The organism is Streptomyces sp. NPDC092370, assembly GCF_044755265.1.
GTDB lineage: Bacteria > Actinomycetota > Actinomycetes > Streptomycetales > Streptomycetaceae > Streptomyces.
Genome location: NZ_JBIVQO010000002.1, coordinates 87,540 through 109,632, shown reverse-complemented (window position 1 = coordinate 109,632; position 22,093 = coordinate 87,540). Strand labels below are relative to the sequence as shown.

General features: G+C 71.8%; 22 protein-coding genes. 15 read left to right on the top strand and 7 right to left on the bottom strand.

The features are described 5' to 3' along the window. Positions 1 to 89: 89 nt before the first annotated feature. The 3 genes from ACIQHQ_RS07120 to ACIQHQ_RS07110 form a co-directional block, all read right to left on the bottom strand. The gene (locus ACIQHQ_RS07120; RefSeq protein ID WP_402610726.1) at positions 90 to 2,492 is read right to left on the bottom strand and encodes a Tex family protein; all 2,403 of its coding nucleotides are present in this window, start codon (positions 2,490 to 2,492) and stop codon (positions 90 to 92) included. Positions 2,493 to 2,591: 99 nt separating this feature from the next. Further along, on the bottom strand, positions 2,592 to 2,723 hold the full coding sequence (locus ACIQHQ_RS07115; protein ID WP_252100478.1) for an LPFR motif small protein: 132 nt from the start codon (positions 2,721 to 2,723) through the stop codon (positions 2,592 to 2,594). A 66-nt stretch (positions 2,724 to 2,789) separates the two neighbouring features. Continuing rightward, positions 2,790 to 3,665 (bottom strand): hypothetical protein, encoded by an 876-nt coding sequence (locus tag ACIQHQ_RS07110; RefSeq protein WP_402610725.1) that lies wholly within the window; start codon positions 3,663 to 3,665, stop codon positions 2,790 to 2,792. Between the two features lie 113 nt (positions 3,666 to 3,778). Here ACIQHQ_RS07110 and ACIQHQ_RS07105 point away from each other — a divergent pair, with 113 nt between their 5' ends. Further along, a complete protein-coding gene (locus ACIQHQ_RS07105) occupies positions 3,779 to 4,738 on the top strand; it encodes a GlxA family transcriptional regulator (protein ID WP_402610724.1) in 960 nt (319 codons plus the stop codon). 32 nt (positions 4,739 to 4,770) lie between these two features. Further along, positions 4,771 to 5,406 (top strand): DJ-1/PfpI family protein, encoded by a 636-nt coding sequence (locus ACIQHQ_RS07100; RefSeq protein WP_402610723.1) that lies wholly within the window; start codon positions 4,771 to 4,773, stop codon positions 5,404 to 5,406. Here ACIQHQ_RS07100 and ACIQHQ_RS07095 read toward each other — a convergent pair. Beyond that, positions 5,393 to 6,148 carry an enoyl-CoA hydratase/isomerase family protein gene (locus ACIQHQ_RS07095; protein WP_402610722.1) on the bottom strand — a complete coding sequence of 252 codons (756 nt, stop codon included), beginning with the start codon at positions 6,146 to 6,148 and terminating at the stop codon, positions 5,393 to 5,395. The genes ACIQHQ_RS07100 and ACIQHQ_RS07095 overlap by 14 nt on opposite strands. Before the next feature lie 218 nt (positions 6,149 to 6,366). Here ACIQHQ_RS07095 and ACIQHQ_RS07090 point away from each other — a divergent pair, with 218 nt between their 5' ends. After that, complete coding sequence (locus ACIQHQ_RS07090) at positions 6,367 to 6,873, top strand: ATP-binding protein (protein ID WP_402611585.1); 507 nt, start codon at positions 6,367 to 6,369, stop codon at positions 6,871 to 6,873. 21 nt (positions 6,874 to 6,894) lie between these two features. Here the strand turns inward: ACIQHQ_RS07090 and idi are convergent, their stop codons facing one another. From idi to galE, 3 genes are all read right to left on the bottom strand, one after another. Then, the gene (gene idi / locus ACIQHQ_RS07085) at positions 6,895 to 7,488 is read right to left on the bottom strand and encodes an isopentenyl-diphosphate Delta-isomerase (protein WP_388315525.1); all 594 of its coding nucleotides are present in this window, start codon (positions 7,486 to 7,488) and stop codon (positions 6,895 to 6,897) included. 265 nt (positions 7,489 to 7,753) lie between these two features. After that, complete coding sequence (locus tag ACIQHQ_RS07080) at positions 7,754 to 8,692, bottom strand: cation diffusion facilitator family transporter (protein ID WP_402610721.1); 939 nt, start codon at positions 8,690 to 8,692, stop codon at positions 7,754 to 7,756. A gap of 148 nt (positions 8,693 to 8,840) precedes the next feature. Continuing rightward, on the bottom strand, positions 8,841 to 9,812 hold the full coding sequence (galE, locus tag ACIQHQ_RS07075) for a UDP-glucose 4-epimerase GalE (RefSeq protein ID WP_402610720.1): 972 nt from the start codon (positions 9,810 to 9,812) through the stop codon (positions 8,841 to 8,843). A gap of 277 nt (positions 9,813 to 10,089) precedes the next feature. Here galE and ACIQHQ_RS07070 point away from each other — a divergent pair, with 277 nt between their 5' ends. From ACIQHQ_RS07070 to ACIQHQ_RS07015, 12 genes are all read left to right on the top strand, one after another. Beyond that, on the top strand, positions 10,090 to 11,919 hold the full coding sequence (locus ACIQHQ_RS07070; protein WP_402610719.1) for a DUF5941 domain-containing protein: 1,830 nt from the start codon (positions 10,090 to 10,092) through the stop codon (positions 11,917 to 11,919). Next, positions 11,916 to 12,668 carry a sugar phosphate nucleotidyltransferase gene (locus ACIQHQ_RS07065; protein WP_402610718.1) on the top strand — a complete coding sequence of 251 codons (753 nt, stop codon included), beginning with the start codon at positions 11,916 to 11,918 and terminating at the stop codon, positions 12,666 to 12,668. The genes ACIQHQ_RS07070 and ACIQHQ_RS07065 overlap by 4 nt, the downstream gene beginning before the upstream one ends. Then, positions 12,656 to 13,717 carry an iron-containing alcohol dehydrogenase family protein gene (locus ACIQHQ_RS07060; protein WP_402610717.1) on the top strand — a complete coding sequence of 354 codons (1,062 nt, stop codon included), beginning with the start codon at positions 12,656 to 12,658 and terminating at the stop codon, positions 13,715 to 13,717. The genes ACIQHQ_RS07065 and ACIQHQ_RS07060 overlap by 13 nt, the downstream gene beginning before the upstream one ends. Then, a complete protein-coding gene (locus tag ACIQHQ_RS07055) occupies positions 13,695 to 14,474 on the top strand; it encodes a CDP-alcohol phosphatidyltransferase family protein (protein ID WP_402610716.1) in 780 nt (259 codons plus the stop codon). Before ACIQHQ_RS07060 ends, ACIQHQ_RS07055 begins: the two co-directional genes overlap by 23 nt. Positions 14,475 to 14,479: 5 nt before the next feature. Then, on the top strand, positions 14,480 to 15,352 hold the full coding sequence (locus ACIQHQ_RS07050; protein ID WP_402610715.1) for a glycosyltransferase family 2 protein: 873 nt from the start codon (positions 14,480 to 14,482) through the stop codon (positions 15,350 to 15,352). 104 nt (positions 15,353 to 15,456) lie between these two features. After that, entirely contained in the window at positions 15,457 to 16,386 is a 930-nt protein-coding gene (locus ACIQHQ_RS07045; protein WP_402610714.1) for an ABC transporter permease, read from the top strand. Then, entirely contained in the window at positions 16,379 to 17,167 is a 789-nt protein-coding gene (locus tag ACIQHQ_RS07040; RefSeq protein ID WP_402610712.1) for an ABC transporter ATP-binding protein, read from the top strand. The genes ACIQHQ_RS07045 and ACIQHQ_RS07040 overlap by 8 nt, the downstream gene beginning before the upstream one ends. A 359-nt stretch (positions 17,168 to 17,526) precedes the next feature. Then, a complete protein-coding gene (gene hpnC, locus ACIQHQ_RS07035; protein WP_402610711.1) occupies positions 17,527 to 18,429 on the top strand; it encodes a squalene synthase HpnC in 903 nt (300 codons plus the stop codon). Next, positions 18,426 to 19,376 (top strand): presqualene diphosphate synthase HpnD, encoded by a 951-nt coding sequence (gene hpnD, locus ACIQHQ_RS07030; RefSeq protein WP_402610710.1) that lies wholly within the window; start codon positions 18,426 to 18,428, stop codon positions 19,374 to 19,376. Before hpnC ends, hpnD begins: the two co-directional genes overlap by 4 nt. Continuing rightward, on the top strand, positions 19,373 to 19,507 hold the full coding sequence (locus tag ACIQHQ_RS07025) for a DUF6380 family protein (RefSeq protein ID WP_402610709.1): 135 nt from the start codon (positions 19,373 to 19,375) through the stop codon (positions 19,505 to 19,507). The genes hpnD and ACIQHQ_RS07025 overlap by 4 nt, the downstream gene beginning before the upstream one ends. After that, positions 19,504 to 20,916 carry a hydroxysqualene dehydroxylase HpnE gene (hpnE, locus tag ACIQHQ_RS07020; RefSeq protein ID WP_402610708.1) on the top strand — a complete coding sequence of 471 codons (1,413 nt, stop codon included), beginning with the start codon at positions 19,504 to 19,506 and terminating at the stop codon, positions 20,914 to 20,916. The genes ACIQHQ_RS07025 and hpnE overlap by 4 nt, the downstream gene beginning before the upstream one ends. Continuing rightward, the gene (locus tag ACIQHQ_RS07015) at positions 20,916 to 22,049 is read left to right on the top strand and encodes a polyprenyl synthetase family protein (RefSeq protein WP_402611584.1); all 1,134 of its coding nucleotides are present in this window, start codon (positions 20,916 to 20,918) and stop codon (positions 22,047 to 22,049) included. Before hpnE ends, ACIQHQ_RS07015 begins: the two co-directional genes overlap by 1 nt. Positions 22,050 to 22,093: the final 44 nt, after the last annotated feature.

Here is a 22,093-nt window from a genome sequence, read left to right as displayed (position 1 = left end):
GGGAGCGACGCTCCCCCTTCAGGGACCTGGAGAACCGCGCGCCGCCCACGACGGACCCGCAGCTCCCCACGGCCACCCCGGCGCAGCCGTCAGCGGCGCCCGTTCTTCGGATCGGCCAGACCCGCCCGGCGCAACGCGTCGGCCATCGCGCTGTTGGCCGGCGGCGGAGCCTGCCGCTGCTGACCGCCGCGACCGCCGCCTTGGCCCCCACGGCCACCGCCCTGCCGCTGCTGCGGCGGACGCCCGCCGCGCTGCCGGCGCTCGCCGGGACCGGCGCCCTGCCCCTGCGGGGCCGCCTCGTCGTCCAGCCGCAGCGTCAGCGAGATCCGCTTGCGCGGGATGTCGACGTCGAGGACCTTCACCTTCACGATGTCGCCGGGCTTGACCACGTCGCGGGGGTCCTTCACGAACGTCTTCGACATCGCGGACACGTGCACCAGACCGTCCTGGTGGACACCGATGTCCACGAACGCCCCGAACGCGGCGACGTTCGTCACGACGCCCTCCAGGATCATCCCGGACGACAGGTCGGAGATCTTCTCCACACCGTCCTTGAAGGCGGCGGTCTTGAAGGCCGGGCGCGGGTCGCGGCCGGGCTTCTCCAGCTCCTTCAGGATGTCGGTGACCGTCGGCAGGCCGAATGTCTCGTCCACGAAGTCCTGCGGCTTCAGCGAGCGCAGCACCCCGGTGTTGCCGATGAGCGAGGCGACCTCCTGCCCGGCGGTCTTCACCATGCGCCGGACCACCGGATACGCCTCCGGGTGCACGCTCGACGCGTCCAGCGGATCGTCACCGCCGCGGATCCGCAGGAAGCCCGCGCACTGCTCGTACGCCTTCGGGCCGAGCCGCGCCACCTTCTTCAGCTCACCGCGGGCCTTGAACGGCCCGTTCTGGTCGCGGTGCGCCACGATGTTCTCGGCGAGCCCGGAGGTGATGCCGGAGACCCGGGCGAGCAGTGGGGCCGAGGCCGTGTTGACGTCCACGCCCACACCGTTCACACAGTCCTCCACCACCGCGTCCAGCGAACGCGACAGCTTCACCTCGGACAGGTCGTGCTGGTACTGGCCGACGCCGATCGACTTCGGGTCGATCTTCACCAGCTCGGCCAGCGGGTCCTGGAGCCGGCGGGCGATCGACACGGCGCCGCGCAGCGACACGTCCATGTCGGGCAGCTCCTGCGAGGCGAAGGCGGACGCCGAGTACACGGACGCGCCGGCCTCCGACACCATCACCTTCGTGAGGTTCAACTCCGGGTGCTTGGCGATCAGTTCACCGGCGAGCTTGTCGGTCTCGCGGGACGCGGTGCCGTTGCCGATCGCGATCAGCTCGACCGCGTGATCCTTCGCGAGCCGGGCCAGCTTCGCGATGGCCTCGTCCCACCGGTTGGCCGGGACGTGCGGGTGGATGACGTCCGTGGCGACGACCTTGCCGGTCGCGTCGACCACGGCGACCTTCACACCCGTGCGGAAGCCGGGGTCGAGGCCGAGTGTCGCGCGGGTGCCCGCCGGGGCGGCGAGCAGCAGGTCGCGCAGGTTCGCGGCGAAGACCCGCACCGCCTCGTCCTCGGCGGCCGTGCGCAGCCGCAGCCGCAGGTCGATGCCGAGATGGACGAGGACGCGGGTGCGCCAGGCCCAGCGGACCGTGTCCTTCAGCCACTTGTCGCCGGCGCGGCCCCGGTCGGCGATCCCGAACTTGTGCGCGATGATCCCCTCGTACGAGGAGGGGCCGTCCGTGGCTTCCTCGGGCTCCAGGACGAGGTCGAGGACCTCCTCCTTCTCGCCGCGCAGCATCGCGAGGACCCGGTGCGAGGGCAACTCCGTGAACGGCTCGGCGAAGTCGAAGTAGTCGGCGAACTTCGCGCCCGCCTCCTCCTTGCCCTCCCGGACCTTGGCGACGAGCCGCCCACGCACCCACATGCGTTCGCGCAGTTCGCCGATCAGGTCGGCGTCCTCCGAGAACCGCTCGGTGAGGATGGCCCGGGCGCCGTCCAGGGCGGCCTGCGGATCGGCCACGCCCTTGCCGGCGTCGACGAACGCGGCGGCCGCGGCGAGGGGCTCGACGGAAGGATCGCCGAGCAGCCCGTCCGCCAGCGGCTCCAGTCCGGCCTCGCGGGCGATCTGCGCCTTGGTGCGCCGCTTGGGCTTGTACGGGAGGTAGATGTCCTCCAGGCGCGCCTTCGTCTCGGCGCCCCGGATGCTCGCCTGGAGCTCCTCGGTGAGCTTGCCCTGCTCGCGCACCGACTCCAGGATCGCCGTCCGCCGTTCCTCCAGCTCCCGCAGATAGCGCAGTCGCTCCTCGAGGGTGCGCAGCTGCGCATCGTCGAGCATCTCGGTCGCTTCCTTGCGGTAGCGGGCGATGAAGGGCACCGTCGAACCGCCGTCGAGCAGTTCCACGGCGGCCCTGACCTGCCGCTCCCGTACGCCGAGTTCCTCGGCGATCCTGCCTTCGATGGACCCTACGCTGATGGACCCGTTGGACCCGGGTGTCGTCACGATCCCGTACCGCCTTCTCCACTGAGGTTGCGCGGCAATTGTGGCAGGTGGCACGGACACGCGGGGATCAGGGCGGCACCCGGCAGGCCGGGGTCCCGGTCAGGCCCTGCGGCTGCGGGTGGAGGACGAGGCTCCGCCGAAGAGCCGGGCAAGCGCCCGGAAGGGCAGCGTCACGACGGTGGCGATGGCCCCGCCGATCTGGCGCAGCACGTCTGCGATAGCACGGAACACGGAATTCCCCTTTCTCAGGCCCGGCCGCGGCGGCCGGTGGAGAGTGGGTACCTCACCATCGCGTCACTATGCGTCACCCTTGCCGATCAGATCCGCCGGGAACGCCCCCGCCACGAGCGCCGCGTGTGCGAACGTCCCGCCCAGTTCGGTCAGCCGGGCCACTCCCTCCGGGCCCAGGTGCTCGTACGGGGCACGGTCCAGGCGGTCCGTCTCGTGCTCGATCTCCCGGCGCAGGGCGACACCCTGTTCGGTGAGGTCGCCGGAGGCCTCCAGCAGCCCGCGCTCCCGCAGCCGGTCCGTCGCGGCGTCCCACTCCTGCCGGTTCCAGCCCCGAGTGGAGAAGACCCACTTCGGGGTCATGCCCTTGCCCGTCGCCGTGTGGGTCACCATTGCCTCCAGCCCGTCCAGGCCCGCGGACATCAGGACCGCCAGGTGCCCGTCCCCCCGGTGTTCGCGCAGCAGGGTGGCCGCGTGCCAGTAGGCGAGGTGCGGCTCTTCGGGGACGGGCAGGTCGGCGTGCGCGGAGTACAGCGGCCGCGCCTCGCGCGAGCAGGCCTCGGCGGCGCGCAGGGCGAGCCGCGCCGCCTCGGACATCTCCGCCGACGCGAGGGCCTCCTCACCGAGCAGGCGGCGCAGCGTCGCGTCGACCGCACGCGCGCGTGCCGCCAGCACCTGCCCGGGTGCGGCGGTCTCCCACACCGCCGGCACATGCCGGGCCACGAGCGCGTACTTGTAGGTGTAGAAGGTGGCCGTCACGGCCCCGGCCCCGACCGGCCCGAGGGCGGCGGACCGCACGGCGAAGTTCACGGCCCGCGGATGGGTGACCCCCACGGCGCCCAGCTCGCGCCCGAGGTCGGGCGAGAAGTAGTGCGTCGAGTGGAGGGAGTTGAGCATGTTGTGGCAGCGTCGGCCGGCGCGCGGCTCCAGGGCGGCAGTCGTCATGCCCGGCAGGTTACCAACCGCTTGGTATGTCCTACACGGCCGATCTCGCAGGGCAGGAAAGGTGGGGTACTCGTCATTGCGGCCACCCTCCGCCCCCGCGAACAATCGACGGCATGACCCAGCGCACGGTTCTCGTCGTCCTCTTCGACGGCCTGCAGAGTCTCGACGTCACCGGGCCCGTGGAAGTCTTCGCGGGCGCGGAGCTGCTCTCCCCGGGTGCCTACCGGATCCGCACGGCGTCCCTGGACGGCGCGCCCGTGCGGACCACCAGCGGCCTGACCCTCGTCCCCGACGAGTCCCTGGCCACCGCGCCCGACCCGGACATCCTCCTGGTCCCCGGCGGAACGGGCAGCCTGCGGCCCGACCCGCGTCTGGTGGCCTGGGTACGCGTACGAGGCCCGCGCGCCGCACGCCTGGTCTCCGTGTGCACCGGCGCCACCGTGCTCGCCGAAGCCGGCCTCCTGGACGGCCGCCGCGCCACGACGCACTGGGCGCACTGCGACCGGCTGGCCCGCGAGCACCCGGCCGTCGAGATCGACCCCGACCCCGTCTACGTACGCGACGGGAACATCGCCACCTCGGCCGGTGTCACCGCCGGCATCGACCTCGCCCTCGCCTTGGTCGAGGAGGACCTGGGCCGGGACGCAGCCCTCACCATCGCCCGCCACCTGGTGGTGTTCCTGCGCCGCCCGGGGAACCAGGCCCAGTTCAGCGCCCAGCTCGCGGCCCAGACCGCACGCCGCGAGCCGCTGCGGGACGTCCAGCGGTGGATCACCGACCATCCCGACGCGGACCTCTGCGTCGAGACCCTCGCCGCCCGGGCCCGCCTCTCGCCCCGCCACTTCGCCCGCGCCTTCCGCGCCGAGACGGGCATGACACCGGGCCGCTACGTGGACCGCGTCCGCCTCGAACACGCCCGGCGCCTCCTGGAGGACACCGCCGGCGGCGTCGAGGAGATCGCCCGCACCAGCGGCTACGGCACGCCCGAGGCCATGCGCCGGGCCTTCGTCAGGACCCTGGGCACGCCCCCGGCCGAGTACCGCCGCCGTTTCCGTCCCGCGAGCACACCTTGAACCCAGCGACATCAGCCGACCGAAGGGACCCCATGCAGATCGCCATCGTCCTCTACGACCGCTTCACCGCCCTCGACGCCGTCGGCCCCTACGAAACCCTCGGCCGGCTCCCGGACGCGGAGACCGTCTTCGTCGCCGAGGAAGCCGGCCCCGTACGCAACGACTCGGGGAACCTCGCGCTCACCGCCGACAGGACCCTGGCCGACGTACCGCACCCCGACATCATCGTGGTCCCCGGCGGCCCGGGTCCCCTCCCGCTGGCGGCGGACGGCCCCCTCCTCACCTGGCTGCGCACCGCCGACGAGACCAGCACCTGGACGACGTCCGTGTGCACCGGCTCCCTGCTGCTCGCCGCCGCCGGACTCCTCCGGGGCCGCCGCGCCACGTCCCACTGGCTGGCCCTGGAGGAGCTGAGGCGCCATGGCGCCGAGCCGACGGGGGAGCGGGTCGTCACCGACGGCAAGTACGTCACCGCGGCCGGTGTCTCCTCCGGCATCGACATGGGACTGACCCTGCTCGGCCGGATCGCGGGCGACGACCACGCGCAGATCGTCCAGCTCGCCACCGAGTACGACCCGCAGCCGCCTTACGACGCCGGATCACCCGAGAAGGCGCCCACGCACCTCGTCGAACTGCTCCGGTCCCACGCCGACGTCACCCTGACGTAGGCACACTCCAGCCGAACCGCGGCTGCCGGCGCTCCAGGAACGCGGCGACACCCTCCGCGGTGTCGCCGCTCGCGCGCGCCTGCCCCGCCCAGTGCGCGTCCCGGTCGGCACGCCCGTCCGCGAACTCCTTGGCCGCCGCCTGCGTCAGCTGCGAACGCGACACCAGGATCCGGGTGAACTCGGCCACCCGCTTGACGAGTTCGCCCTCGGGCAGCACCTCGTCCACCAGTCCGGTCCGCAGGGCCCGCGGCGCGTCGATCAGCTCCCCCGAGAACAGCAGGTACTTGGCGGTGGCCGGCCCCACCAGGGACACCAGCCGCCGGGTCGAGGACGCCGGGTACACGATGCCGAGCTTCGCGGGCGTCACACCGAACAACGCCCCTTCCTCGGCGAACCGCAGATCACAGGCCGCCGCCAACTGCGCCCCGCCGCCCACGCAGTGACCCCGGATCGCGGCCAGCGTCGGTTTCGGGAACGCGGCCAGCGCCTCCTCGGCCCGCACGGCCAGCCCCTGCGCCTCCTCGGGCGAGCTCCGCAGCGTCGAGATGTCGGCCCCGGCGCAGAACGTCCCGCCCTCGCCGGTCAGCACCAGCGCACGCACGGCCGGATCACCGGCAGGCTCCTCCAGCAGCGGGGGCAGGGAGCGCCACATCGCGGCCGTCATGGCGTTGCGCTTCTCGGGATGACGGATGACGACCGTCGCGACCGAGTCGGTCACGCGGTACTCCAGCTGCGGCTCCATGCGCCGGATGCTATCCGGATGCCAAACCCGTACAACCCGAATAGTTCGCCGAGACGGCACAACAGGGACAGGACCAGTCCCACAACTGACCGTGTCATACGCCAACGGTCAGAAGTGCTCGATAGTTGCTGACTTCTGTTCAGTCCCGGAGTGTGAGGCGCATCCTTACCAACACTCGACGTGTGGCGACAATCGAGCGCGAGGGTGGCGACCGGACGATGGACGACGACGGGCGAGGGTTCGGCCCCCGCCCAGAGGACGGCGCGGCGCCCCTCGGCCCCGCGCCCGCGGATCCGCTTCCGTACGAAGGGGTCTGGAGGTTCACCGCGTCGGCGGTCGAGGCCTCGGTCCCCCGGGCACGGCACGCCGTACGGGACCTGCTGCTGCGACAGGGGGTGCCGGTCTCGGACGATCTGGCCCAAGGGCTGCTGCTGATCGTCTCGGAGCTGGTGACGAACGCCGTCAAGCACGCGGCGGTGCTGTCCCCGACGATCGCCGTCGAACTGGCCGTCGGCGCCGACTGGCTCCGCGTGTCCGTGGAGGACAACCATCCGTACCGGCCCACCGCCCTGGAGACGGACCACGCCCGCACCGGTGGGCGCGGGCTGCTCCTGGTGCGCGAGATCACCCGGGAGGCCGGCGGGGTGTGCGAGGTGGACCACACGGCGAGCGGCGGCAAGGTGATCTGGGCCGCCCTGCCGCTCAAGCCCGCGCGCTTTTCCTGAACCCGGCCGCCGGGGCCGGACTCACCAGCCCGCGGACGGCCCCGTCAGCTCCCTGATCGCCGGCCGGGCCGCGTCCAGGACGGTCATGAACCAGGCCGAGAAGGTGTCCTTGGCGTGCCGCTCCGCGAGCTCCGGCGGGGTCACGAAGACCGTCGACGCCACCTCCTGCGGGTCCGGCCGCACCACGGCCTGCACCATGCCGACGAAGAGGTGGTTGTACTCCTGCTCCACCAGACCCGACTCCGGGTCCGGGTGGTTGTAGCGGACCGTGCCCGCCTCGGCCAGCAGGGACGGGGAGGCGCCGAGCTCCTCGAACGTGCGCCGTGCCGCCGCCGCGAAGGGCGCCTCGCCGGGGTAGGGGTGGCCGCAGCAGGTGTTGGACCACACACCGGGGGAGTGGTACTTGCCCAGCGCGCGCTGCTGGAGCAGCAGCCGGCCGTACTCGTCGAAGAGGAACACCGAGAACGCGCGGTGCAGTTGCCCGGGCGGCTGGTGGGCGGCGAGCTTCTCCGCGGTGCCGATCGTCACGCCGTCCTCGTCGACCAGTTCCAGCAAAATCGCGTCTGCGGTGCCGTTCGACGGGTTGTGCGTCGCGGTGGCAGGTGTGATCGGCATACCCATCCTTCACATCGGTCTTCGCGCCCCAAGTCTGCCGTACGAATCCGGCACTCCCGGCACTTCGCGGCACGCCCGCATGTCCCGCGCGCTGGCGCGGACCGCGGCCGGCGCCGGTCGGACGCCGGGGAAAGGGACCCGGTAGATGATCGTGCCCGGGCGGGCAGGCGGAAAATCGTCCCCACCGGAGCTGTGGGGCTCAGGACGCGGGCGCGCGCGGCGGAGGGTTGCGTTCCCCGGCGCACTCGCAGTGGAGTGCGCCCCCTCAGTGGCAGAGCCGCGCCTCGTGCTCCGCGTGACCGATCGGTTCCAGCTGGAAGGTGCAGTGCTCCACGTCGAAGTGGTCGCCGAGACAGCCCTGGAGCTCGTGGAGCATCTTCTCGTGGCCTATCGCGTTCAGGGCCTCCGAGCTCACGACCACGTGTGCCGACAGCACCGGCATGCCGGAGGTGATCGTCCAGGCGTGCAGGTCGTGCACGTCCTCCACACCGTCCGTGGCGAGGATGTGCGAACGCACCTCCGCCATGTCGACGCCCTTGGGGGCGGCCTCCAGCAGCACGGCGAGCGTCTCGCTCAGCAGCTTCCACGTCCGGGGCGCGATCATCAGCGCGATGACGAGCGAGGCGATCGGATCGGCGGCCTGCCAGCCCGTGAGCATGATCACCGAAGACGACACGATCACCGTGACCGAACCCAGGGCGTCCGCCGCCACCTCCAGGAAGGCGCCCCGCACGTTCAGGCTCTCCTTCTGCCCGCGCATCAGCAGCGACAGCGACACCAGGTTCGCCACCAGGCCGATCACGCCGAACAGCAGCGCCAGCCGGCCCTCGGTCTGAGCCGGCGCGATGAAGCGCTGGACCGACTCGTACACGACGTACCCGCCCGCACCGAGCAGCAGCAGGCAGTTGGCCAGGGCGGCGAGGATCTCGGCCCGGGCGTAACCGAAGGTGGCCCGCTCGCTCGGCGGCCGGTTCGCGAAGTGGATCGCGAGCAGCGCCATCCCGAGACCCAGGGCGTCCGTCGCCATGTGGGCCGAGTCCGCGACGAGGGCGAGCGAGTCGGCGAGGGCACCACCGACGATCTGCACGACCACGATGCCCAGCGTGATCGCCAGCGCCATGCGCAGCCTGCCGCGGTACGCCGAGGTCGCCGTACCGCCGGCCGCCGCGCCGTGCGCGTGCCCGTGATCGTGCCCAGCCCCCATGAGAAGTCAGCCTCCGTGTGTCCGCCTGATCGCGCTCGGGCACCCCAGTGAACTACGGGGAGGGGGTATGCGCAACGCGGCACTGAACACCGTTGTCATCTGCCCTGACCTGCGTAAACGATGGGCAGGTCAGGACGCCCTCAGGGGGTCAGGAGCCGTGGTGCAGCCGCCAGCCCCGCCAGGCCGACTCGGTCATCTCGCGCACCCCGCGCCGGGCCGTCCAGCCGAGTTCCACGGCGGCCCGGGCGGCCGACGCCACCGCCCGTGGGGCGTCACCGGGACGCCGGTCCTCGACGAGCGGGGGCCGGCGGTCACCGGTGACCTCGCCGATGACCGTGATGAGCTCGCGGACCGAGACGCCCTCGCCGCGGCCGATGTTGACCGTCAGGTCACCCGCGAGGCCGCCCTCGGCCAGCCGCCGGGCCGCCGCCAGATGGGCCTCGGCCAGGTCGGCCACGTGGATGTAGTCACGGACACAGGTGCCGTCCGGGGTCGGGTAGTCGTCGCCGAAGATCCTGGGCGCCTCGTCGCGCGTCAGCCGGTCGAAGACCATCGGAACGATGTTGAAGACACCCGTGTCCGCCAGTTCGGGTGCGGCCGCGCCCGCCACGTTGAAATACCGCAGGCACACGGTGGAGATCCCGTGCGCTTCTCCCGCCGCCCGCACCAGCCACTCCCCGGCGAGCTTGGTCTCGCCGTACGGGTTCACCGGCGCGCACGGGGTGTCCTCCGTGATGAGGTCCACACCCGGGTCGCCGTAGACGGCAGCCGACGAGGAGAACACGAAACGCTCGATCCCGGCTTCGGCCACCGCGTCCAGCAGCGTCACCAGGCCGCCGACGTTCTCCCGGTAGTAGCGCGTGGGCTGTGCCACGGACTCGGCGACCTGCTTGCGGGCCGCGAGATGCACCACACCCGTCACACCGTGCTCGGCGAAGATCCGCTTCAGCAGCTCCCCGTCCAGTGACGAGCCCCGCACGAGCGGCACATCGGCCGGGAGCCGGGCGGGCACCCCGGCCGAGAGGTCGTCCAAGGCGAGGACACGCTCCCCGGCCTCGGTCATGGCCCTGGCCACATGGGCTCCGATATAGCCGGCACCGCCGGTGATCAGCCACGTCATGGTCGCCCACCCTATGCGGCCACGGCGACCGCCCCCGCAATGTCCCCGATGTCCGCTTAGGGGACGCGGTTTGTGGGGCGGGCCCCGGATCCCCGATGATGATCGCGGCAAAGGCTTGTGCGAACCACGTCGATCCAGCCGCCGAACGGCCGGTGAACGTGGCCTTCCCGGTATCCGATAGCCTCTGCCGACATGCCGCCCGGGAGCCACCGGAGAGGGCGCCCCCATCATGTACGTCACCGGCGCGGACGCGTCGGTACCCAGGGAGTGAATTCGGTTGTCGACCGCCATCCTCACCGGCCAGCCGGTCCCCGGATCGTCGATCGAGGCCGACCTGCGGTCCCTCGGGTTCGACCTCCGGACCGCGATCGACGCCGCCGAGGCCGAGACCCTCCTCGCCGAGGTGCCGGGCGACGAACGGGTCGCACTGGTCGACGCCCGGTTCGTGGGGCACGTCCACGCGCTGCGCCTCGGCCTCACCGACCCCCGCTTCCCGCTCGCCGCGATCCCCGGAGCCGTCACCGCCCAGCCCGCCGGCCGTCAGGCGCTGACCCGGGCGATGGCCCGCGAGAACTCGGCCGGCGGCGGCACCACCCTGGTCGACAGCCTCGCCGACCGCATCCTGACCGCCCTCGATGCCGACGGCACCGACGTGCACCGCCCCGAGCTGGGCACCCTGGTCGCCGCCGTCCCCGCCGACCCGCAGGCCCGCAACGAGGCACGGCAGGCGGTCACGGACGTCGACGACGAGGCCGTACGCCTGAAGTCGGCCGTGAAGGCCCGCGACGGCTTCTTCACCACCTTCTGCATCAGCCCGTACTCCCGCTACCTCGCCCGCTGGTGCGCCCGCCGGGGCCTCACCCCGAACCAGGTCACCACCGCCTCGCTGCTCACCGCCCTCATAGCGGCGGCCTGCGCGGCCACCGGCACCCGCGGCGGCTTCGTCGCGGCCGGCGTCCTGCTGATCGCGTCCTTCGTGCTGGACTGCACCGACGGCCAGCTCGCCCGCTACTCGCTGCAGTACTCCACCCTCGGCGCCTGGCTGGACGCCACCTTCGACCGGGCCAAGGAGTACGCCTACTACGCCGGCCTCGCCCTCGGCGCGGCCCGCGGCGGCGACGACGTCTGGGCCCTGGCCCTCGGGGCGATGGTCCTGCAGACCTGCCGGCACGTCGTGGACTTCTCCTTCAACGAGGCCAACCACGACGCCACCGCGCTCGGTACATTGTCGCTGGCCAGCCCCACCGCCGCCCTCTCCGACAAGCTCGACAGCGTCGGCTGGACGGTCTGGGTCCGGCGGATGATCGTGCTGCCCATCGGTGAGCGCTGGGCGATGATCGCGGTCCTGACGGCGGCCACGACTCCCCGCATCACCTTCTACGTGCTCCTCGTCGGCTGCGCCTTCGCCGCGACCTACACCACGGCCGGACGGGTGCTGCGGTCGCTGACGCGCAAGGCCAAGCGGACCGACCGCGCGGCCGTCGCCCTGGCCGACCTCGCCGACAGCGGCCCGCTCGCGCAGGGCTTCGCCGAGGCGTTCAAGAAGGCCGCCCGCAGGCTGCCGGGCTTCACCGCCCCCACCGCCGCCCTGCTGGGCGGTCTCGCCGTGGTCCTCACCGCGGCGCTGACGGACTTCGGCGGCCCCTGGCCGATCGTCGCGGCCCTCGGCTACGCCCTGACCTCCGGCCTCGCCGTCGCCCGCCCCCTCAAGGGCGCCCTCGACTGGCTCGTCCCCCCGTTCCTGCGCGCCGCCGAGTACGGCACCGTCCTCGTCCTGGCGGCCGAGGCGGACGTGAAGGGGGCCCTGCCCGCGGCTTTCGGGCTGGTGGCCGCGGTCGCCTACCATCACTACGACACGGTCTACCGCATCCGCGGCGACGCCGGAGCGCCCCCGGCCTGGCTGGTGCGCTCCATCGGGGGGCACGAAGGGCGGACGCTGCTCGTCACCGTCCTCGCCGCAGTGCTCACCGCCTCGCAGTTCAAGGTCGCGCTCACGGCACTGGCCGTGGCCGTCGCCCTGGTGGTGCTCGTCGAGAGCATCCGCTTCTGGGTCGCCGCCCACCGTGGTGGCGCACCCGCCGTACACGATGAAGGAGAACCCGCATGATCGGCCTCGTGCTCGCGGCCGGCGCCGGACGGCGTCTGCGCCCCTACACCGACAGCCTTCCCAAGGCACTGGTGCCGGTGGGCCCCGCGGGCATAGAAGGCGAACCCACGGTTCTGGACCTGACCCTCGGCAACTTCGCCGAGATCGGTCTCACCGAGGTCGCGGTCATCGTCGGCTACCGCAAGGAGGCCGTGTACGCGCGCAAGGAGGCCCTTGAGCGGAAGTACGGCCTCAAGCTCACCCTCATCGACAACGACAAGGCCGAGGAGTGGAACAACGCCTACTCCCTGTGGTGCGGGCGTGACGCCCTCAAGGACGGCGTGATCCTCGCCAACGGTGACACCGTCCACCCGGTCTCCGTCGAGAAGACGCTGCTCGCCGCCCGCGGCGACGGCAAGAAGATCATCCTCGCTCTGGACACGGTCAAGGACCTGGCCGACGAGGAGATGAAGGTCGTCGTCGACCCCGTCGAGGGCATGACGAAGATCACCAAGCTCATGGACCCCGCCGAGGCCACCGGCGAGTACATCGGCGTCACGCTGATCGAGGGCGACGCCGCCCCCGAGCTGGCCGACGCGCTCAAGACCGTGTGGGAGACCGACCCGCAGCAGTTCTACGAGCACGGCTACCAGGAACTGGTCAACCGCGGCTTCCGTATCGACGTGGCACCGATCGGCGACGTCAAGTGGGTGGAGATCGACAACCACGACGATCTCGCCCGCGGACGGGAGATCGCGTGCCGGTACTGACCCGCCTCATCCCCTCGCCGCTCGTCGTCGACATCCGCCCGGGTGCCCTCGACGACCTGGCGTGCGTCCTCGCCGACGAGCGCATCTCGCACTCCGGCCGCCTCGCCGTCGCCGTCAGCGGCGGCTCGGGGGCCAAGCTGCGCGAGCGCATCTCGCCGAGCATGCCCGGCGCCACCTGGTACGAGGTCGGCGGCGGGACCCTGGACGACGCGGTCCGGCTGGCGAGCGACATAAAGGCCGGCCACTTCGACGCGGTCGTCGGCCTCGGCGGCGGCAAGATCATCGACTGCGCCAAGTTCGCCGCGGCACGTGTCGGCCTGCCCCTGGTCGCCGTGCCGACGAACCTCGCGCACGACGGCCTGTGCTCGCCGGTCGCCACCCTCGACAACGACGCGGGCCGCGGCTCCTACGGTGTGCCGAACCCGATCGCGGTCGTCATCGACCTGGACGTCATCCGCGAGGCCCCGGTCCGTTACGTCCGCGCCGGCATCGGCGACGCCGTCTCCAACATCTCCGCGATCGCCGACTGGGAGCTGGCGAACCGTGTCAAGGGCGAGCGGATCGACGGCCTCGCCGCGGCCATGGCCCGCCAGGCCGGCGAAGCCGTACTGCGGCACCCGGGCGGCATCGGGGACAACGACTTCCTCCAGGTGCTGGCCGAGGCGCTGGTCCTCAGCGGCATCGCCATGTCGGTGTCGGGCGACTCGCGGCCTTCCTCCGGGGCGTGCCACGAGATCAACCACGCCTTCGACCTGCTCTACCCCAAGCGCGCCGCCGCCCACGGCGAGCAGTGCGGTCTCGGCGCGGCCTTCGCGATGTGGCTGCGCGGGGCGCACGAGGAATCGGCGTACATGGCCGAGGTGCTGCGCCGGCACGGCCTGCCCGTGCTGCCGGACGAGATCGGCTTCACGACGGACGAGTTCGTCAAGGCCGTCGAGTTCGCCCCGGAGACCCGGCCCGGCCGCTACACCATCCTCGAACACCTCGACCTGAACACCGAACAGATCAAGGACACCTACGCCCACTATGTCAAGGCCATCGGTAGCTGAACTCCGCCCCGTCGTTCACCCCCCAGGGGTGAAGGACAGGCGCAGCGGTGAGCACTGGATGGGACGCCTCTACATGCGCGAGGTGTCCCTGCGGGTCGACCGCTACCTGGTCAACACCAGGATCACGCCCAACCAGCTCACGTACCTGATGACCGTCTTCGGTGTGCTCGCGGCCCCGGCACTGCTCGTGCCGGGGATCGCGGGTGCCGTTCTCGGTGTGGTGTGCGTCCAGATGTACCTCTTGCTGGACTGCGTCGACGGCGAGATAGCGCGCTGGAAGAAGCAGTACTCGCTGGGCGGCGTCTACCTGGACCGCGTCGGCGCCTACCTCACCGACGCCGCGGTGCTCACCGGCTTCGGCCTGCGCGCCGCCGACCCGTGGGGCAGTGGCCGCATCGACTGGCTGTGGGCCTTCCTCGGCACCCTGGCCGCGCTCGGCGCCATCCTGATCAAGGCCGAGACCGACCTCGTCGGCGTCGCCCGGCACCAGGCCGGCAAGCCGCCGGTCGAGGAAGCCGCCGCCGAGATGCGCTCCTCCGGCATGGCGCTGGCCCGCAAGGCGGCCGCCGCCCTGAAGTTCCACCGGCTGATCCTCGGCATCGAGGCCTCCCTGCTGATCCTCGTGCTGGCGATCGTCGACCAGGCCCGCGGAGACCTGTTCTTCACGCGCCTCGGCGTGGCGGTGCTGGCCGGCATCGCGCTGGTGCAGACCCTGCTGCACCTCGTGTCCATCCTCGCCTCGAGCAGGCTGAAGTGAGCGGCATGAAGGTCGGCGCCGTCATCATCACGATGGGAAACCGGCCCGAGGAACTGCGCGCCCTCCTCGACTCCGTCGCCAAGCAGGACGGCGACCCGGTCGAGGTGGTCGTCGTCGGCAACGGCTCGCCCGTGCCGGACGTCCCCGAAGGCGTCCGCACGATCGAACTGCCCGAGAACCTCGGCATCCCCGGGGGCCGCAACGTCGGCATCGAGGCCTTCGGCCCGGCCGGCCGGGACGTCGACATCCTGCTCTTCCTGGACGACGACGGGCTGCTCGCGGGCCACGACACCGCCGAGCTGTGCCGCATGGCGTTCGAGGCCGACCCGAAGCTCGGCATCGTGAGTTTCCGCATAGCCGACCCCGACACCGGCGTCACCCAGCGCCGCCACGTCCCCCGGCTGCGCGCCGCCGACCCGATGCGCTCCTCCCGGGTCACCACCTTCCTCGGCGGCGCCAACGCCGTCCGCACCCGGGTCTTCGCCGACGTCGGCGGACTTCCGGACGAGTTCTTCTACGCCCACGAGGAAACCGACCTGGCATGGCGGGCCCTCGACGCGGGCTGGATGATCGACTACCGGTCCGACATGGTGCTGTACCACCCGACGACCGCTCCCTCACGGCACGCGGTCTACCACCGCATGGTCGCCCGCAACCGCGTCTGGCTGGCCCGCCGCAACCTTCCCGCGCCGCTCGTCCCGGTCTACCTCGGCGTGTGGCTGCTGCTCACTCTCCTGCGCCGTCCCTCCCGCAGTGCGCTGCGGGCCTGGTTCGGCGGATTCCGCGAGGGCTGGACCAACTCGTGCGGGCCCCGCCGGCCCATGAAGTGGCGTACGGTGTGGCGGCTGACCCGGCTGGGCCGGCCTCCCGTCATCTGACAAGCTCGTATCCGGGAACACCCGGGAGCCCCCGGGCCGTACCCCGGCCCGGTTCATGCCAGGCCGGCACAGGCCGAGCATCTCGAAGACGAAAGTTTCCACTAGTGAGTGAGACAACGCACGACGCCACGGTCGCGGTGGACGCGCCCGCGGCGCCCGACGAGGGCCTCACGGCGAGGGAACTCGCCGCCAAGCACGGGCTGACCGTGAGCGGCGCCCGTCCGTCCCTCATCGAGTACGTCCGTCAGCTCTGGGACCGGCGGCACTTCATCCTCGCCTTCTCCCGGGCGAAGCTGACCGCGCAGTACAGCCAGGCCAAGCTCGGCCAGCTGTGGCAGGTGGCCACGCCGCTGCTGAACGCGGCCGTGTACTTCTTCATCTTCGGCCTGCTGCTGGAGGCCGACCGGGGCATGTCCCGTGAGGTGTACATCCCGTTCCTGGTCACGGGCGTGTTCGTGTTCACCTTCACGCAGAGCTCGGTGATGGCGGGCGTGCGCGCGATCTCCGGCAACCTCGGCCTGGTCCGGGCCCTGCACTTCCCGCGGGCCTCGCTGCCGATCTCCTTCGCGTTGCAGCAGCTCCAGCAGCTGCTGTTCTCGATGGTCGTGCTGTTCGCCATCGCGGTCGGCTTCGGTCACTACCCGGATCTGTCCTGGCTGCTGATCGTGCCGGTGCTGGTTCTTCAGTTCTGCTTCAACACCGGTCTCGCGTTGATCATGGCCCGGGCCGGGGCCAAGACCCCCGACCTCGCGCAGCTGATGCCGTTCGTGATGCGGACGTGGATGTACGCGTCCGGGGTGATGTTCTCCATCCCGATCTTCCTCGCTGACAAGCCGGGGTGGATCGCGAACGTGCTGCAGTGGAACCCGGCCGCGATCTACATGGACCTGATGCGCTTCGCGCTGATCGACGACTACGGCTCCCAATACCTGCCCGACCACGTGTGGGCGGCCGCGGGCGGCTGGGCCGTGCTGTTCGCCCTCGGCGGTTTCGTGTACTTCTGGAAGGCGGAGGAGAGGTACGGCCGTGGCTGAGCAGAACCAGGACGCGCGGATCCCCACCGTCATCGCGGACGACCTGCACATCGTCTACCGCGTCAACGGCGCCAAGTCCGGCAAGGGCAGCGCCACGGCCGCCCTCAGCCGCATACTCAAGAGGGGCTCCGACGACGCGGAGCGCGGCGTGCGCAAGGTGCACGCCGTGCGCGGCGTCTCCTTCGTCGCCTACCGCGGCGAGGCCGTCGGCCTGATCGGCTCCAACGGTTCCGGCAAGTCGACTCTGCTGCGGGCCATCGCCGGACTGCTCCCCGCCGAGCAGGGCAAGGTCTACACCGACGGCCAGCCCTCGCTGCTCGGCGTCAACGCGGCCCTGATGAACGACCTCACCGGCGAACGGAACGTCATACTGGGCGGGCTCGCCATGGGCATGTCCCGTGAGGAGATCAAGGAGCGCTACCAGGACATCGTCGACTTCTCCGGCATCAACGAGAAGGGCGACTTCATCACCCTGCCCATGCGCACCTACTCCTCCGGCATGGCGGCCCGGCTCCGCTTCTCCATCGCCGCGGCCAAGGACCACGACGTCCTGATGATCGACGAGGCCCTGGCGACCGGTGACCGGAAGTTCCAGAAGCGCTCGGAGGACCGCATCCGGGAGTTGCGCAAGGAAGCCGGCACGGTGTTTCTGGTCAGCCACAACAACAAGTCCATCCGCGACACCTGCAACCGCGTCCTGTGGCTGGAGCGCGGCGAGCTGCGCATGGACGGCCCCACGGACGAGGTGCTCAAGGAGTACGAGAAGTTCACGGGCAAGTAGCCGGGCTCGGTCAGGGCCCCGCCGGAACTGCTCCGGCGGGGCTCCGCGTCTGCGAAGGAAACGTCAACTCCGGCCCGTCTCAGGAATCTTGGGGCCAATCGGTGTGTTCTCGTGATGCGCAGGACACCCTGACGAACCGTGTCGCGTTGTACAACGTAAGCTGTACCGGCCCCGAAACACGGCAATCAGGGCAATAATGCGCGACACCGCCCCTCGGACCACCGCGCGGGCCGGTGGGCGGCGTGTCCGAAATAGTGTGTATTGGGTCGGCAGTGTAGAACGGGAGATGTGACGGCGATGGCTACGGAAACTCCCCAGCTCCACGCAGCACGTGCCGTCCCCGCGCCGGGCAGCCGGCGGTGACGGGAACCGGCACGGTGCGCGCCCTCGATCCGGAGCGCGGCACACTCGACAAGGCCGCCGGTGAGAACTTCCCGGTGGCCCCCTTCTTCCTGCCCCGGGCCTGGCGCACCGACCTCATGGCCGTCTACGGCTTCGCCCGTCTGGTCGACGACATCGGCGACGGCGATCTGGCCCCCGGCGGCGCCGACGCCCGCCTGCTCGGCGTCTCCCCCGAGGAGGCCGAGGACCGGCTGGTCCTGCTGGACGCCTTCGAGGCCGACCTGCGCAGGGTCTTCGACTCGACTCCCCGTCACCCCCTGCTGCGCCGACTCCAGCCGACGGTGCGCCGCTGCTCGCTGACCCCCGGGCCGTTCCTCGGCCTGATCGCCGCCAACCGTCAGGACCAGCTGGTCAGCCGCTACGAGACCTACGACGACCTGCTCGCCTACTGCGAGCTGTCCGCCAATCCCGTCGGCCGTCTCGTCCTCGCCGTCACCGGCACCTCGACACCCGAGCGGATCCGCCGCTCCGACATGATCTGCACGGCTCTCCAGGTCGTCGAGCACCTCCAGGACGTGGCGGAGGACCTCGCCCGCGACCGCGTCTACCTGCCGGCGGCCGACATGAAACGCTTCCACGTCCAGGAAGCGGACCTCGCCACGAGATCCGCCGGAGCGTCGGTGCGTGCCCTGATCGCATACGAAGCGCAAAGGGCCCGGGATCTGCTGAATGAAGGCGCCCCCCTGGTGGGTAGCGTCCACGGCAGGCTGAAGCTGCTGCTCGCGGGGTTCGTTGCGGGGGGAAGGGCGGCCGTCCACGCGATCGCCGCCGCCGGATTCGACGTTCTTCCCGGCCCGCCCAAGCCCGGCAAGGTCCGGTTGCTGCGTGAGGTGGGCGTGACTCTGCGAGGAGAGGGGTGATCCGGACCGTGGAGTCGGAACCACACGCGTCACCACCGGTACTCGCCGCCTACAGCTACTGCGAGGCCGTCACCGGGCGGCAGGCCCGTAACTTCGCCTACGGCATCCGGCTGCTGCCGGCGCCCCAGCGCCGTGCGATGTCGGCGCTGTACGCGTTCTCGCGGCGGGTCGACGACATCGGCGACGGCGCGCTCGCCGACGACGTCAAGGTGGCCAGGCTGGAGGAGACCCGGGCGCTGCTCACCCGGATCCGCGAGGACGAGGTCGACGAGGACGACACCGACCCGGTCGCCGTCGCCCTCGCCCACGCAGCCGGCCGGTTCCCGATCCCGCTCGGCGGCCTGGACGAACTCATCGACGGTGTCCAGATGGACGTCCGCGGTGAGACGTACGAGACCTGGGACGACCTGAAGGTCTACTGCCGCTGTGTGGCGGGCGCGATCGGGCGTCTGTCGCTCGGCGTGTTCGGCACGGAACCGGGGACACGCGGAGTGGACCGCGCGCCGGAGTATGCCGACACGCTCGGGCTCGCTCTTCAGCTCACCAACATCCTCAGAGACGTCCGCGAGGACGCGGTCGACGGGCGGACCTACCTTCCCGCCGACGATCTCGCCAAGTTCGGCTGCTCGGCCGGCTTCAGCGGGCCGAGGCCGCCGGAGGGCTCCGACTTCGCGGGCCTCGTGCAGTTCGAAGTGCGACGGGCACGCGCTCTGTTCGCCGAGGGCTACCGGCTGCTCCCCCTGCTCGACCGGCGCAGCGGCGCCTGTGTCGCCGCCATGGCCGGCATCTACCGCCGCCTCCTCGACCGCATCCAGCGCGACCCGGAGGCCGTGCTGCGCGGCCGGGTCTCGCTGCCGGGCCGCGAGAAGGCCTACGTCGCCGTGCGCGGCCTGTCCGGCCTGGACGCCCGGCACGTGACCCGGCGGACCGTCAGGAGGCGTGCGTGACGGATACCGATGCCGCCGTCGGCGCGCAGCGGCGGGCAACCCTCCGGCCTGGGACCGCGTCCCTGACAAAGACGGCCGGCCGTGCACCGTTCGAGCAGCACGCCCGGGCCGCAGGGGAGGGTGCGCGATGACCCGTGGCACACGGCCCGCGGGACCGGTGGCACAAGGCAGGCACGCCGTCGTGGTCGGCGGCGGGCTCGCCGGTGTCACCACCGCCCTCGCGCTCGCCGACGCCGGAGTGCCCGTCACCCTGCTGGAGGGCAGGCCGCGGCTCGGCGGTCTGGCCTTCTCCTTCCGGCGCGGCGACCTCACCGTCGACAACGGCCAGCACGTCTACCTGCGTTGCTGCACCGCCTACCGCTGGTTCCTCGACCGCGTCGAGGGCGCGGCGCTGGCCCCGCTGCAGGACCGGCTCGACGTCCCCGTCCTCGACCTCGCCCGTCCCGAGGGGCGGCGGCTCGGCCGGCTGCGGCGGGACGCCCTGCCCGTGCCGCTGCACCTGGGACGCAGCCTCGCCACCTATCCGCACCTGTCGCTCGCCGACCGCGCCAGGGTGGGCCGCGCCGCGCTCGCGCTCAAGGGACTCGACCTCGCCGATCCGGCGCTGGACACGCAGGACTTCGGCAGCTGGCTGGCCGCCCACGGCCAGTCGGCACGGGCCGTCGAGGCCTTGTGGGACCTGGTCGGAGTCGCCACCCTCAACGCGGTCGCCTCCGACGCCTCCCTGGCACTCGCCGCGATGGTGTTCAAGACCGGTCTGCTGTCCGACCCGGGCGCGGCCGACATCGGCTGGGCGCGGGTCCCGCTGGGCGATCTGCACGACCGGCTGGCCCGCAAGGCGCTGGAGTCCGCGGGAGTGCGCACCGAGGTCCGTACGCGCGTCACCTCCGTCTCCTCGGACGGGGCCGGGCGGTGGAGCGTGCAAGTCCCCGGCGAGACGCTGGAGGCCGACGCGGTGGTCCTCGCCGTACCGCAGCGCGAGGCGCACGACCTGTTGCCGACGGGCGCCCTCGACGCGCCCGAACGGCTCCTGGAGATCGGCACCGCGCCGATTCTCAACGTCCATGTGGTGTACGACCGGAAGGTCCTCGGCCGGCCGTTCTTCGCCGCCCTCGGCAGCCCGGTGCAGTGGGTCTTCGACCGGACCGAGGCGTCCGGGCTGCGCGAGGGCCAGTACCTCGCCCTGTCGCAGTCGGTCGCCCAGGACGAGATCGACGAGCCCGTGGCCGTGCTGCGCGAGCGGTACCTGCCCGAGCTGGAGCGGCTGCTGCCCCCGGCCCGCGGCGCCGCGGTGAGGGACTTCTTCGTCACCCGGGAGCGCACCGCGACATTCGCTCCCACCCCCGGCGTCGGCCGCCTCAGGCCCGGCGCCCCCACCAAGGCACCCGGCCTCTACCTGGCCGGAGCGTGGACCGCCACCGGGTGGCCCGCGACCATGGAGAGTGCGGTCCGCAGTGGTGTGAGCGCGGCGGACGCCGTGCTGGGCGCCCTGGGCCGGCCCCGCCCGCAGCACCTCTTCACGTTCGAGGAGGCGGCATGATGCCGGCCCAGGCCGGAGCGGCAGGCGGCCCCCGCACCCCCGGTACCGCGACAAGAGGAGAGACTGTGCCCACTGTGCCCCCGGCCTCGAATACTGCCGAGGCGGTGGACGTGACCGCGCTGCTGGAGCGCGGCCGAACCCTGGCCACACCGGTACTGCGGGCGGCCGTCGACCGCCTGGCACCTCCCATGGACACTGTTGCCGCCTACCACTTCGGCTGGATCGACGCCCAGGGCAGGCCCGCGGAGGGGGACGGCGGCAAGGCCGTGCGCCCCGCCCTCGCGGTGCTGTCCGCCGAGGTCGTGTCGGCCGCGCCCGAGACCGGCATCCCCGGCGCCGTCGCCGTGGAACTCGTCCACAACTTCTCCCTCCTCCACGACGACCTCATGGACGGCGACGAGCAGCGCCGTCACCGCGACACGGTCTGGAAGGTGCACGGCCCCGCCCAGGCCATCCTGGTCGGCGACGCCCTGTTCGCCCTCGCCAACGAGGTGCTCCTCGAACTCGGCACCGTCGAGGCGGGCCGCGCCACCCGCCGCCTGACCACCGCCACCCGCGCCCTCATCGACGGCCAGGCCCAGGACATCTCCTACGAGCACCGCGACCGCGTCAGCGTCGAGGAGTGCCTGGAGATGGAGGGCAACAAGACCGGCGCCCTGCTCGCCTGTGCCAGCTCCATCGGCGCGGTGCTCGGCGGCGCCGACGACCACACCGCCGACACCCTGGAGAAGTACGGCTACCACCTGGGCCTCGCCTTCCAGGCCGTCGACGACCTGCTCGGCATCTGGGGCGACCCGGTCTCCACCGGCAAGCAGACCTGGAGCGACCTGCGCCAGCGCAAGAAGTCCCTGCCGGTCGTGGCCGCCCTCGCGGCGGGCGGCTCCGCCTCCGAGCGGCTCGGCGAGATCCTCGCCGCCGACGCCAAGAGCAGCGACGTCGAGAACTTCTCCGAGGAGGAGTTCGCGGCCCGTGCCGCTCTGATCGAGGAGGCCGGCGGCCGCGAGTGGACCGCCGACGAGGCACGCCGCCAGCACACCATCGCCATCGAGGCCCTCGACGCCGTGGACATGCCCGACCGGGTGCGGGAACAGTTCACGGCCCTCGCGGACTTCGTCGTCGTACGGAAGAGATGATCACTATCGGCCGAATAACCCTCGCGTAGTCGCCGGCCGGTGCC